Consider the following 12,281-nt stretch of genomic DNA (forward strand, 5'->3'; position numbering starts at 1 on the left):
CAATCGTACCTATAGGGACTTCTCATTTTACCAATGAAAAGCCAGCGGTCTAGTCTCCATTCCTACACAGGGCAATTTGGAGGGGATCGCATGAAAGTCGGCTTCATCGGGCTTGGGACAATGGGCGGCAATGCCGCAAAGAACGTTATACGGGCTGGCTTCGAGACCTACGTTTTTGACCTGCGTCCTGAAGCGGCCAGGGACCATCTGGCCATGGGCGCGACGTGGGTGGATAGCCCGCGCGAGATGATCGGTCTTGTGGATTGCGTCGTCTCGATGGTCTTCGGCCCTGCGCATCTCGACGCGGTTCTCAATGGTCCGGAGGGGCTCTTGCGCGGCGACTGCCGGGGCAAGTTCTGGATCGACATGACGACGTCCTCGCCGCGCTTCATGCGCGACCTGATCAAGCCTTTCTTGGCCGCCGGCGGCCGTCCGGTCGATGCGCCTGTCACGGGTTCCGTCGATGCGGCGATCCGCGGCGACATGCCGATGTTCGTCGGCGGCGAGGATGCAGATGTGGAGACCGCACGCCCGGTCATCGAAGCGATGGGCGAATTGAGGAAGGTCGGCCAGTACGGCAACGGCTATGTCGCCAAGCTCGTGAACAATCAGCTCTGGAAGGTCCACGCCGCGGCAATCGGCGAGGCCATGGTCTGCGCGAAGAAGGCCGGTCTGGAGCCGGATGTCTGGTGGGCGGTGATGAAGGGCGGCGCTGCCGACAGCTTTGTCATGCAGCACGACGTCCCCTCGATCTTCGCCGGTCACTACGACCCGTCGTTCCCGCTGAAGCTCTGCCTCAAGGATCTCGGCCTCATCAAGGAGCTGATGGACGAAACCGGCACGCGGTCCGACTTGCTCGATGCCTGCCATGCGCGCTTCCGCGAGGCCGGTGAGCGTTATGGGCCGGATGCCGGCGAGATGACCGTCTGCAAGGTCGTCGAGGACGACGCTGGTGTCGAACTCCGCGTCGATGGCGACTGGATCGCCCCCTGGCTCGTGACCCATCAGGCAGCGGCGGAATAGCGCCGCTTCTCCACGATTTTCGCCTGGCAGGAGACATTCCGCGGCCATTGCCTGCCACCGCGTTTGAACGACCTGTCGGGCGCAAGCCTCGTCGGCCGCTGCATAACAACAATCGACAACGGAGTGAGGAACATGAACAAACATCTCTTCGCCGCAGCTACCGCCTTGCCGCTCGTCCTGCTCGCCCATGGCGCGATGGCGGAATGCGGCGATGTCAGCATCGCCAGCATGAACTGGCAGAGTGCGGAAGTGCTTTCCAATGTGGACAAGATCATTCTCGATGAAGGCTTCGGTTGCAGTTCGGAGATCATCGTCGTCGACGCCGCCTCCGGCATCACGTCGCAGGTCGAGAAGGGCAAGCCCGATATCATCCCGGAAGCCTGGGTCGACCTGTTCCCTGAACTGGTGAAGGCGCCGCTTGCCGATGGCCGCGTCGTGGCGCTGGTCCCGTCGTTGACCGATGGCGGCCAGGCCGGCTGGTTCATTCCGCGCTACATGCTCGACAAGAACCCGAACATCAACAAGATCGAGGAAATTCTCGCGCATCCCGAGGTTTTCCCGTCGCCGGAGGATTCCTCCAGAGGCGCGATCTTCAATGGCCCGACCGGTTGGGGCGGCACGATCGCGACGAACCAGCTCTCGAAGGCTCTTGACGTCAAGGGCAAGGGCTTCGACGTGATCGACACCGGGTCGGCGGCGGCGCTCGATAGCTCCATGGCCAAGGCGTATGAGCGCAAGGAGCCTTGGCTCGGTTTCTACTGGGAGCCGACCTCGCTTCTCGGCATGTACGATATGGTGCAGGTGGATTTCGGCGTGAAGCACGATGCTGACGAGTGGAAACGCTGCACCTCGGTCGACACCTGCGGTGACCCGAAGCCGAACACCTTTCCGAAGGACAACGTGATCACGCTCGGTTCCAAGTCCTTTATCGAACGCACCGACCCGGCGGTGATCGAATATCTGAAGGCGCGTAGCTGGAACAACAAGACCGTCAACGCGCTGATGGCCTGGATGACGGAAAACCAGTCGACCGGCGAAGACGGTGCACGCCATTTCCTCACCGAGCATCCAGAGATCTGGACGAAGTGGGTTTCGCCTGAAGTCGCGGAAAAGGTGAAGTCATCGCTCTGATTGAAGACGGGGAGGAGCGCTGCCTGTGTCGCTCCTTCCTCTGTTCCCCCTGATCTGGAGACCTGCCTTGAGGACGTTTCGTGCTGAAGGATATGACTACATCGTCGTGGGCGCGGGTACTGCGGGCTGCACGCTCGCCAGCCGGCTGAGCGAAGACGGAAACGCCTCTGTCCTGCTGCTCGAGGCTGGCCCTTCTGACCGGAGCTGGATCCTGCGCATGCCCGCCGGCCTTCGCTCCGCCTTCAAGCCGACCAGCACCTATAACTACTGGTTCAAGACGACGTCACAGTGCCATCTCGACAACCGCGAGATCGACCAGCCGCGCGGCCGCGTTCTCGGCGGCTCGTCTTCGATCAACGGCATGACGTTTCTGCGCGGCAATCCGCGCGACTTCGACGACTGGCGCGACGAGGACGGTTGCGACGGCTGGTCATTTGCCGATTGCCTTCCCTACTTCAAGCGCTTCGAACGGCTGGAAGGGGCAGAGGGGCCATTCCGTTCTTCCGAAGGTGTCGTGTCAGTCAAGCGGCAGGACGATCTCGGCGCATTGAACCGGGCTTTCCTGGAGGCGGGCAAGCAGGCCGGCCATGAAGAAGTCGCCGACTTCAACGGCTATCGGCAGGAGGGCGTCGGCCGCTTCGAGATGAGTGTGGGTCGCGGTATTCGTTCCAGCTCCTCGAACGCATTCCTACATTCCCGCCCCGCCCGGAAGAACCTGCACACCCAAGCCGGCTGTCAGGTGCTCAAGGTTTTATTCAAGGGCAATCGCGCAATCGGTGTGAAGGTCCGCCGCGGATCGGAGACGGTCGACGTCTTCGCTGCGCAGGAGGTCATCATGAGCTCGGGCGCCTTCGGCAGCCCGCAAATACTGATGCTATCCGGCATCGGCCCCGCCGACGATCTGCGGCGTTTTGGTATTGCGCCGGTGCTCGACGTCCCGATGCTCGGCCAGAACCTTCAGGACCATTTCGAGACGCATATCCAGGTGGAATGTGAGCTTAAATACAGCCTCAACCAGTATCTCCGGCCCGACAGGATGGTCATGGCCGGTCTCCAGTGGTTCGCCTATAAGGGCGGAGTGGCCGCGGTGAACCAGTGTCACGTCGGTGCCTTCATGCGCAGCGATGAAACGGTCACCCATCCCAATCTTCAGATTCATTTCTTCCCGGTCTTCTTCGGAGAGAACTGGATCCCCGATCCGCGTATCGGCGGTTATCGTCTCGGCGTCGGTCCGATGCGGCCGGAAAGCCGCGGATCGGTGCGGCTGCGTTCGTCCGACCCGCGCGAAGCGCCGCTGATCGACCCGAACTACCTTGCCACGGAGCGGGACAGGCGGGAGACGCTGCAGGGCCTGAAGCTCGGCCGCGAAATTCTGGCCCAGCCGGCCTTTGCGCACTACAGGAAGCGTGAGGACGCTCCCGGGGAGGATTGCAGGACCGATGCGGAACTGGAGGCCTTCATCCGCAGGGACGTGACGAGCTCGTTCCATCCCTGCGGCACGGCCCGCATGGGCCGGGCGGACGATCCTCGCTCCGTCGTCGACCTCAATCTGCGCCTTATCGGCGCCGAGGGCCTGCGCATCGTGGATGCCTCCGTCATCCCCTCGATCCCGAGCGCCAACATCAACGCCACCACCTTCATGATCGCGGAAAAGGCCTCGGACATTGTTCGAGGCAGAGCGCCGCTACCTGCCTTGGAGGTTCCCTACTACAAAGCCACGACCGAGGAGCATCGTGACCATGCAGTCGGATCGTAACGTCAAAACCGGGCATATTCAGCGGATATGCGCCACACCCGAGATCAAGGAGGAGGTGGCCTCCTGGACGAAATGGGAGGCCGCCGCCGGTGAGCCCTTCGAAATTCACTACGGTCGCGCCGTGTCCTTCTGCGTCATGGACGGGCGTGCGGAGATCGCGTTCGCCGACGGCACAAGGCTCGGCATTCAAACGGACGACTTCGTCACCATCGAACCCGATATCAAGGGCGTCTGGACCGTCATCGAGCCGATAACCAACCTTTACAGGTATCACGAGAGCGGATCGGCCGAATGATATCGGCCGCTCATATGCTCGTGAGCTGCCAGCTCCCCCGCTCTCTCCGTTCCCGAGAGTGGAACCTGCCTGCCCGCGAGGGCAGGCCCTTTTATTCTTCTATCTGGCGAACCGCCCAGACCACGGGCGTCAGGAGGAGACACGTTTGACGCTCAAAGCCCAACCGAGGCTCGCATTTCATCGACGGAGGTATGTCGAGGATATGCGTCAACGCTTCTCGATGGGACTGCACGCTGGAAGATGCCGGCGACGAGGGCATGAAGGTGGTACGCCTCGACATGCGCATGGTGAAGGGTCTCTCGACAGCAGATGCGGCCCGGATCGTGGCGGCGCGGGCCGACGAGCCGTTCTCCACGGCGGACGATCTCTGGCGCCGATCCGGTGTGCCGACGGTCGCGCTCGTCAAGCTGGCCGAAGCCGATGCGTTCCGTCCATCTTTGGGCCTCCAGCGCCGGGACGCGCTTTGGGCGATCAAGGCCCTGCGCGACGAGCCGCTGGCGCTCTGGACCGCAGCCGCCGAACGAGAGACAAGGCAGGTCTCCGAGGTGCAGGAACCCGAGGTTTCGCTGCCTGCCATGAGGACAGGTCACGAGGTCGTGGAGGATTACTCCCATACCGGCCTGACGCTGCGCCAGCACCCCGTTTCCTTCTTGCGCGAGGATCTGCGCCGGAAACGGATTGTGACATGCGCCGAAGCTATGGCGCAGCGGGACGGCCAATGGCTGATGAGCGGCGGGCTCGTGCTCGTGCGTCAGCGCCCAGGTTCTGCGAAGGGTGTAATGTTCATGACGCTGGAAGACGAAACGGGGATCATCAACGCCGTGATCTGGCCGAAAGTGTTCGAGCGCCAGCGGCGGCTGGTCCTGTCAGCGTCCATGTTGGCGATCAATGGGAAAATCCAGCGAGAAGGCGACGTCGTGCATCTTGTCGCGCAGCGGCTGTTCGACCTATCGGAGGATCTGGGTCAGCTTGGTGAGCGGGGGGATCCATTTCCGCTTCCGCACGGGCGCGGCGATGAATTTGCGCATGGAAACGGAGCGCCGGATCCCAGGTTCGAGTTGGTTCAAGAACTCGAAACGATCGATTGCCTGAAGCATGCCTCCAGCTCGGAGAGCCTCCAACTCGCGCTGGCTTTGAACTGCGGCGATTCCGACAAGATGCGTGCATCGCCTATCCTCACAATGTATCGGCCCGCTAAGGGCGCGCGCTATCGACTGAAGTGAATATGCGGCCTTCCATGATGCGGAGAGGCTTCCACATGCGCCTCGACCGAAAAAATATCGGATAGCAACTCGCGTGTTAGCACGTCTTCAGGTGTTCCCGATGCGACGATCTTTCCCGCCTCGAGAACGATCACCCGGTCGCAGAACATTGCGGCGTGGTTGAGATCGTGAAGCGCAATTATGCTCGTTATGGGTAGGCCGGAGACGAGCCGCATCAGGCTGATTTGATGATGAACATCGAGATGGTTGGTCGGCTCGTCTAGGATGAGTTCCCTCGGCGATTGGGCTAAAGCGCGGGCGAGATGCGTACGCTGCTTCTCGCCGCCGGAAAGACTTTGCCAACGGTCATTGCGCTTCGCCGTCATGCCGGTCCGTTCGAGGGCTTTCGTGACGGCCGCGTCATCCGCCGGAGACCAGCCGGAAAACATCGAGTGATGCGGAAAGCGCCCGAGCTTGACGACGTCGACGACCTGGAGATTTGCGTTGGTCGTGGCATGCTGCTCGATGAAGGCGACGCGTTGCGCAAGCAGGCGGCGTCCGATCTGGGCGATGTTCTTGCCGTCGAGCGTGATCTGGCCGGACAGCGGCCGCTTGAGGCCGGCGAGCAGGCGGAGCAGAGATGTCTTGCCGGATCCATTTGGCCCCAGCAGGCCGAGCATTTTGCCGGGCTCTGCGGCGAAGGAGATGCCGTCGATGACGGTCTTTGCCCCGATCTTCCAGACCAGGCTGTTGGCTTGGATGCTCATGACGCTCGCTGGAACCGATAGAGGATGACGGAGAAGAACGGCACGCCGACCAGTGCGGTGACGACGCCGATCGGCAGCACCTGCTGCGGAATGAGCGCACGCGACGCGATATCCGCAACCACCATGAAGATCGCGCCGGTCACCGCGCAGACCGGCAGCAGTCGCACATGCAGCGGGCCAACGAAGAAGCGCGCGGCGTGCGGGACGACGAGACCGACGAAACCGATCGTGCCCACCATGCTGACGATAGTGGCAGTCATCATGGCGGTGAGCGCGAAGAGGATGATCCGCGCGCGGCCGACATTGACGCCGAGCGAAGCGGCAGCTTCGTCGCCGAAGGCGAAAGCGTCGAGGACGCGGGCATAGAGAAGGCAGACGACCAGTCCAAAGCCGACGACGACCGAGACCAGTGCGAATTCCGGCCAGCGCACGCCGCCGAAACTGCCGAGCAGCCAGAACATCACGTCGCGGGCCTGCTGTGCATTGCCGGACGTGGTGACGACATAGGAGGTGGCGGCGTTGAACAGCTGCGAGGCCGCGACGCCGGCAAGGATGGTTCGGTCAGCACCGCCGCGCGTGCCGTTCGAAAGCAGGGCCACGAAGAAGAAGGCGGCGAAGGCGCCTGCGAAGGCACCGGCGGACAACGACACCGCTCCGGCGCCGAGGCCGAGAATGACGATGGCGACTGCGCCGGTGGAGGCGCCTGCGGATATGCCGAGCACGTAAGGTTCGGCAAGCGGATTGCGCAGCAGCGACTGCATGATGGCGCCCGACAGAGCCAATCCGGCGCCGCAGAAGACCGCGACCAGCGCGCGGCTCAGCCGATAGTCCCAGATGACCGCCTCATGAATGCGATTGAGCTCGACCGTCGTCCAGCCCAGCTTGTTGGTCAAGGCGGAGAACGTCGTGGAAAGCGGGATCGGCAGATCGCCAATCCCGGTACTGATGCCGACGGCCAGGGCAATGGCGGCAAGCGCGGCCAGCAGCAAGGCAGCCGACAGGATGAGCCGGCTCATGGTGCTCGGCGCCTCGGACTCGCCGACGGCGATGTTCACTGCAGAAGACCGAGCGTCTTGAGCTGCACGGCGACCTCCTCCGCACCATAGATCGTGCGGACCGTCGGGTTCATCGCCTGGCCATCCATGACGACGATGGCCTTGTTCCTGACGGCCGGCATCTGGCTGACGGCCGGATCGGTGGTCAGGAACTTGATCTTGGCTTCGGGCTTGTCGAGCTCCCAGCGGTTGCGGTCGAGGCTGGCCACGACGATCACGTCCGGGTTGGAAGCGATGATACCCTCCCAGCCGAGCGTCGGCCATTCTGCCTCCGTCTTGATGGCGCCTTCACCGCCCAGCACGTCGGCGATAAAGCCTGACGCGCCGTTCTGGCCGCCGAGATAGGCGTCTGCCGAGGGAGACGGGCTGGAGAACCAGAAGACGTAGGAAAGCCTCTTGCCGTCCTTCGAGACGGCGGCGCGCAACGCGGCTTCGCGTTTCTTTAGGTCGGCGATCAGTGCCTCGCCGCGATCGGCGATGTCGAAGATCTGCGAGAGTTCGTCGATCTCCTTGTAGAGCAGGTCCATGCTCCACAAATGGTCACGGCTGCCGTACTGATCCTTCACCTTGTCGGTGCTGAGGCAGGTACTGGGCGAGAGATAGGTGGGAACGCCGACCTTCTCGAAATCCTCGCGCTTTGCGACCTTGCTTGTCGGCCCGAGCAGGCTCGGCAGGGCGGCCGCCACGAAGTCGGGCTCTCGCGCCAAGATGGATTCAAAGGTTGGAAACTCGACGGTCAGCAGCTTGACCTTGGCGTTGGCCTCGACGAGCTGCGGCAAGACCTTGCTCGGCCAGAAGGCGGTACCGGCCATCTTATCTTCGAGCCCCAGCAGCAACATGATTTCAGCGCTGTTCTGGCCGAGCCCGATGGCCCGTTCCGGCGCCTTGGTGAAGGTGACCTTCGCGCCGCAGTTTTCAAGCGTGAGTGGATAGGTCGTGGAGGCGGCTAAAGCCGGGGTCGTCGAGAGGCCAAGTACGGCGCACAGGCCTGCAAATGCCAACAATCGCTTCATTTCCGGTCCGTCTCCTCTTGTCGCGCTCGATCAGACCGTCATGGCCATTCGTCGTATAATCACCGAACCGGATCATAAACAAGAGATTTATTGTCAGCTTTAACCTGCAAGGATCGAGCTTTCGTTTTTTCCGCGGGCGATCGTTCCTGGTGCTCCTGGTCAGGTTCGCGGAGAGCTGCTGATGAGCCAGTCCCAGACCGCCTGGGCTTTCGCTCCCAGTTTCTGACCCTTTCGGGCGACGACGTAGAAGTCGTTTTCCGGCGCGCGGCCGAGAATCTGCATCGAGTAGTTCCAGGGTATGATGATGCCGCACACCCCATGGGGCTCGCGCAGGTTGTAGACGGTAAAGCCGTCCTGATAGGTGATCGTCGTTCCATGCAGGTTGTCGTGGCTGGCGATCTTAGTGAGTTGAGAATGAGGTTTCAGGGGTATTGTAATATAGCAGCTATGCATCCTCCCAGGGGAAGGTATCAAGTCGTTCAACTCCGTTCGCAGTGACCAGCACCTGCGTTTCAAGCTTGATACTCTCCGAGCCACTTTCGGCGATCAGGCTTTCAACGTTAAGAACCATATTCTGCTCAATTAGCCCTTCGAAATCGTCGTCGAAATCAGGGTGAAGTAGGATACCCGGCCATTCGTCCGCCATGCCTGTACCGTGCACGGCAAGCGTATAGCGAAATGGTATGTACTTGTCAGGGATTCGCCAACTTTTCTCATTGAATTCGACAAAGCTCACTCCTGGCTGGATGATCGAAAGATTGTGCTCGATCTGCTCGCGCGCAGCGCCGTAGAGTTGTTGTTGCTTGTCGGTCATAGCCACGTGACCGCAGGTCCACGAGCGGGAGAGGTCCGCGCAATAGCCGTAAGGGCCGATCATATCGGTATCGAACGATATCATCTCGCCACGCTTCACGACGTAGTCTGAACATTCCTGATACCAGGGATTCGTTCGAGCGCCGGCCGTTAGCAACTTTGTCTCGAGCCACTCACCTCCGCTGCGCGCATTCTCAAAGTGGAGCTCTGCCCAGATCTCACGCTCTGTTCGCCCTGGCTCGGATGCTTCATACATGCGCGCCATCCCTGCTTGGCAGACCCGGATGGTCCATCGCATGAGCTCGACCTCGTCCGCACTTTTTATGGATCGCGCCCGCTCCACCAGTTCCTGGCCATCCAATAGGGCAAGGCCGCGTTTCAGCAGTTCGGCAGCCGGCGCTGGTTCAAGCCGATCGACGGCAAGTCGACAGTTTCCCCCATGAGTGGCGAGCACGTCTGCAATCTCATCCGCCCATGCCTTCATTCGGTTTTCGACAAGATTACCGGCGGTGAAGAAAAGAAACGATCGGGACGTCCGCACCTCATCTATGCCCGGCAGACCATCATTGAGATGCTCGCAACCCTCAAACTCGAACATGATAGCTGGCCCATCTGCAAGGATCAGCGCGTACCTTGAGGGATTGTGCATCGTCCAGATGCTCATGTTGGACGAGTCAAATGCGTATCGGATATTGACGGGGTCGTACAAGAGCAGGGCGCCGCAGTCCCATTCCAGCATTTTTTGTTTCAAGCGCTCCAGGCGGTATCTGCGGGCGCTATCGAGCGTTGTCGCCGGAATACGGCTAATAAATGGACGATCGACCCCGTCCGGGTTGAGATATGTCTTCTTTCGCTCGTCCTTAAAAATTGGTGCGCCCATGCTGTGCGGATCGGTAACGTGTATTTGCATGCCTCGCCTAAGCCTCAATTCGCACGCGGCCGATCGGCTTCGAACAGCAGGCGAGGATGTAGTTGTCCTCGATGTCCTCATCCGTGATGCCGCCATTGTGAACCATATGAACCTGTCCGTCGGTCTTGCGGATCTTGCAGGTGCCGCAGATGCCCATGGAGCACCCCGAAGGGATGAACAATCCGGCGGACTTCGCGGCCGCCAGGATCGTATCCGTCTCGCTGCATTTCGTCGTGACGCCGGAGAATGCGAACTCGATTTCGGCTTGGTTCTGCGCATCGGGAACCACATCCTCGGGCACGTCTTCTGCATTCGCGGGCTCGGCCGAAAAACTCTCCTGATGGTAGCGGCTCATGTCGTAGCCGAGAGCGGCCAAGGCCTCTCGGACGGCCCGCATGAAGGGCTCGGGGCCGCAACAGAAGACCTCGCGGTCGAGATAGTCCTGCGCCATCAGGCCGAGCATGATCTGGTTGAACATGCCCCGATACCCCGTCCAGGGTCGGAAGGGATCGGCCTCCTCTACGACCCATTTGAGGTCGATGCCGACGATGCGCGAGGCCATCAGCTCCATCCGTTCCCGCAGGATGATTTCCGAGGGGCGGCGTGCGCAGTTGATGAAGACGATATCCGGTTCGCGCCCGGAATCGTACATCCATGTCGTCATCGCCACCATCGGCGTGATGCCGGAACCGGCGGAGATGAAGAGATATTTTTCAGCCGGATGATGCGCGATCGAAAACTTGCCGGCCGGGCCGATCGCCCGGATGCGCATGCCCTTGTGCAGATTGTCGAGCATCCAGCGGGTGCCGAGCGAGGCGCGCTGGGCCTTGACGGTGATCGTCAGCGCCGTCGGCCGCGATGGCGAGGATGATATCGTATACGTCCTGTAGAGCGGCCCCCCGGGGACGGGCAGTTCCAGGGTGACGAACTGCCCGGGATCGTGATTGAACAGCGCACCGGAAGGGCTCTGGAAGCTGAAGGTCACGACATCGGGGGCTTCCGGCGTGTGTGTCACGCATTCGAGCATTTCCGCATCGGTCCAGAAGGCGAGGTTCCTGAAGACGCTCATGGCGCTTACTCCGCGGCCTGCCGCATCGGTGCGAGGGACCGTTCGAGCCAGGTGGCATACCAATCGACGAACTGGATGACGCCGCTTTCCTGGTTCGGCGAATAGGGGCCGGGAACATAGCCGGGCGAGAGAATGCCTTGCTGGTTCGTCTCGACGATCTCACGGTCCTCGTCATTGGTGGCGATCCAGACTTCGGTCAGGCGCTTGAGATCATAGTCGACACCCTCGACGGCATCCTTGTGCACGAGCCAGGTGGTGGTGACTTCCGTCTCCATCGAGCTGATCGGCGTCACCCGGAACGTGAGCGAATGATCCGGCAGGAAATGATTCCAGGTGCTCGGATAATGGAATTTCAGAAGCGTTCCCGCATCCGGCAGGCTAACGCGTCCGAGATTGCGGCCGACGGCGGCCTTGCCGTCCATCGTATAACTCAGCGCCTTTTCCTGGAGCGGCATGCGCGCAAAACGATATTGCCCGTCGTCGGAAATGCGAAACCGCGCGGGGGCTCCGGAGGCTTCGCAGCGATCGAAATGCGCCTGCAGTACAGCCGAGACTGATCCGTCAGGCGAAACGCCGGCGACATTGGGATCGAGCGGGAACGAGCGACAGAGCGCTGGGTGATTGCTGCTGCAATGATAGCATTCCCGGTTGTTTTCCCAGACCAGCTTCCAGTTCGCCTTCTCTACGATCGTCGAGGTGTAGGCGACTTTGGCATCGGCAAGGTCATGGATGGCGAGGTAGGGGCGCGCCAGTTCCGCAAACGCGTCGAAATCCGGAGGTGTCTGCGACAGGCAGATATAGATCAGTCCTTCGAGATTGCGCAGGTTCACGGGCTTGAGGCCATGTTTCGAGGCGTCGAAATCCGCGCCCATGTCATTTGCCCAGATCAGCTTGCCGTCGAGTTCGTAGGTCCATTGATGATAGGGACAGACGAGTTTGGCCACCTGTCCCTGCCGCGCCTTGCAGATCAGTGACCCGCGGTGCCGACAGGAATTGTGGAAGGCACGGATTTCACCATCGCGGCCGCGCACGATGATCACCTCGTAGGCACCGACCCGCATGGTGACATAGCTTCCTGTCTTCGCGAGCTGACAGGCCGGAACGGCATAGAGCCACTCCCTGTAGAAGAGGTGCTCGAGGTCGAGATCGTAGATGGCGTGCGAGGTGTAGAAGGGCTGCTCGAGGGCGTGACCTGGAAGGCGGCGGGCCAACAGGTCGTGGATGGAGGACGAGAGGGCTGTCATGGC

At 61.2% G+C, this 12,281-nt stretch carries 10 protein-coding genes and 2 pseudogenes; 5 read left to right on the plus strand and 7 right to left on the minus strand.

Annotated elements, in window-relative coordinates; translation table 11 throughout:
* Positions 1 to 90: 90 nt before the first annotated feature.
* From ACZ48C_RS16920 to ACZ48C_RS16940, 5 genes and pseudogenes are all read left to right on the plus strand, one after another.
* A complete protein-coding gene (locus ACZ48C_RS16920) occupies positions 91 to 1,023 on the plus strand; it encodes an NAD(P)-dependent oxidoreductase (RefSeq protein WP_464783364.1) in 933 nt (310 codons plus the stop codon).
* Positions 1,024 to 1,155: 132 nt separating this feature from the next.
* Positions 1,156 to 2,154 (plus strand): glycine betaine ABC transporter substrate-binding protein, encoded by a 999-nt coding sequence (locus tag ACZ48C_RS16925; protein WP_464783365.1) that lies wholly within the window; start codon positions 1,156 to 1,158, stop codon positions 2,152 to 2,154.
* Between the two features lie 67 nt (positions 2,155 to 2,221).
* Positions 2,222 to 3,910 carry a choline dehydrogenase gene (locus tag ACZ48C_RS16930; protein WP_464783366.1) on the plus strand — a complete coding sequence of 563 codons (1,689 nt, stop codon included), beginning with the start codon at positions 2,222 to 2,224 and terminating at the stop codon, positions 3,908 to 3,910.
* The gene (locus ACZ48C_RS16935; protein WP_464783367.1) at positions 3,894 to 4,205 is read left to right on the plus strand and encodes a cupin domain-containing protein; all 312 of its coding nucleotides are present in this window, start codon (positions 3,894 to 3,896) and stop codon (positions 4,203 to 4,205) included. The genes ACZ48C_RS16930 and ACZ48C_RS16935 overlap by 17 nt, the downstream gene beginning before the upstream one ends.
* A 200-nt stretch (positions 4,206 to 4,405) precedes the next feature.
* Positions 4,406 to 5,428: pseudogene (locus ACZ48C_RS16940) on the plus strand (helix-hairpin-helix domain-containing protein); the annotation flags it as partial.
* On the opposite strand, the gene ACZ48C_RS16945 reads toward ACZ48C_RS16940, so the two are convergent.
* The 7 genes and pseudogenes from ACZ48C_RS16945 to ACZ48C_RS16975 form a co-directional block, all read right to left on the minus strand.
* Positions 5,413 to 6,174 (minus strand): ABC transporter ATP-binding protein, encoded by a 762-nt coding sequence (locus tag ACZ48C_RS16945; RefSeq protein WP_464783368.1) that lies wholly within the window; start codon positions 6,172 to 6,174, stop codon positions 5,413 to 5,415. The pseudogene ACZ48C_RS16940 and the gene ACZ48C_RS16945 sit on opposite strands and share 16 nt — an antisense overlap.
* Positions 6,171 to 7,190, minus strand: coding sequence for a FecCD family ABC transporter permease (locus tag ACZ48C_RS16950; RefSeq protein WP_464783369.1), 1,020 nt, complete (start codon positions 7,188 to 7,190; stop codon positions 6,171 to 6,173). Before ACZ48C_RS16950 ends, ACZ48C_RS16945 begins: the two co-directional genes overlap by 4 nt.
* Before the next feature lie 35 nt (positions 7,191 to 7,225).
* Positions 7,226 to 8,242 carry an ABC transporter substrate-binding protein gene (locus tag ACZ48C_RS16955; protein WP_464783370.1) on the minus strand — a complete coding sequence of 339 codons (1,017 nt, stop codon included), beginning with the start codon at positions 8,240 to 8,242 and terminating at the stop codon, positions 7,226 to 7,228.
* Between the two features lie 261 nt (positions 8,243 to 8,503).
* A pseudogene (locus tag ACZ48C_RS16960) lies at positions 8,504 to 8,629 on the minus strand (aldehyde dehydrogenase family protein); the annotation flags it as partial.
* Positions 8,630 to 8,687: 58 nt separating this feature from the next.
* Entirely contained in the window at positions 8,688 to 9,965 is a 1,278-nt protein-coding gene (locus ACZ48C_RS16965) for a M24 family metallopeptidase (RefSeq protein ID WP_464783371.1), read from the minus strand.
* A gap of 7 nt (positions 9,966 to 9,972) precedes the next feature.
* Entirely contained in the window at positions 9,973 to 11,034 is a 1,062-nt protein-coding gene (locus tag ACZ48C_RS16970; RefSeq protein WP_464783372.1) for an FAD-binding oxidoreductase, read from the minus strand.
* 5 nt (positions 11,035 to 11,039) lie between these two features.
* Complete coding sequence (locus ACZ48C_RS16975; RefSeq protein WP_464783373.1) at positions 11,040 to 12,278, minus strand: aromatic ring-hydroxylating oxygenase subunit alpha; 1,239 nt, start codon at positions 12,276 to 12,278, stop codon at positions 11,040 to 11,042.
* Positions 12,279 to 12,281: the final 3 nt, after the last annotated feature.

This window comes from Shinella sp. 1A1 (assembly GCF_055379515.1).

Bases quoted from the DNA above. Each gene is read 5' to 3' on its own strand.
- ACZ48C_RS16955 (WP_464783370.1), bottom strand. From the start codon at position 8,242: ATGAAGCGATTGTTGGCATTTGCAGGCCTGTGCGCCGTACTTGGCCTC.
- ACZ48C_RS16950 (WP_464783369.1), bottom strand. From the start codon at position 7,190: ATGAGCCGGCTCATCCTGTCGGCTGCCTTGCTGCTGGCCGCGCTTGCC.
- ACZ48C_RS16970 (WP_464783372.1), bottom strand. From the start codon at position 11,034: ATGAGCGTCTTCAGGAACCTCGCCTTCTGGACCGATGCGGAAATGCTC.
- ACZ48C_RS16935 (WP_464783367.1), top strand. From the start codon at position 3,894: ATGCAGTCGGATCGTAACGTCAAAACCGGGCATATTCAGCGGATATGC.
- ACZ48C_RS16945 (WP_464783368.1), bottom strand. From the start codon at position 6,174: ATGAGCATCCAAGCCAACAGCCTGGTCTGGAAGATCGGGGCAAAGACC.
- ACZ48C_RS16920 (WP_464783364.1), top strand. From the start codon at position 91: ATGAAAGTCGGCTTCATCGGGCTTGGGACAATGGGCGGCAATGCCGCA.
- ACZ48C_RS16975 (WP_464783373.1), bottom strand. From the start codon at position 12,278: ATGACAGCCCTCTCGTCCTCCATCCACGACCTGTTGGCCCGCCGCCTT.
- ACZ48C_RS16965 (WP_464783371.1), bottom strand. From the start codon at position 9,965: ATGCAAATACACGTTACCGATCCGCACAGCATGGGCGCACCAATTTTT.
- ACZ48C_RS16925 (WP_464783365.1), top strand. From the start codon at position 1,156: ATGAACAAACATCTCTTCGCCGCAGCTACCGCCTTGCCGCTCGTCCTG.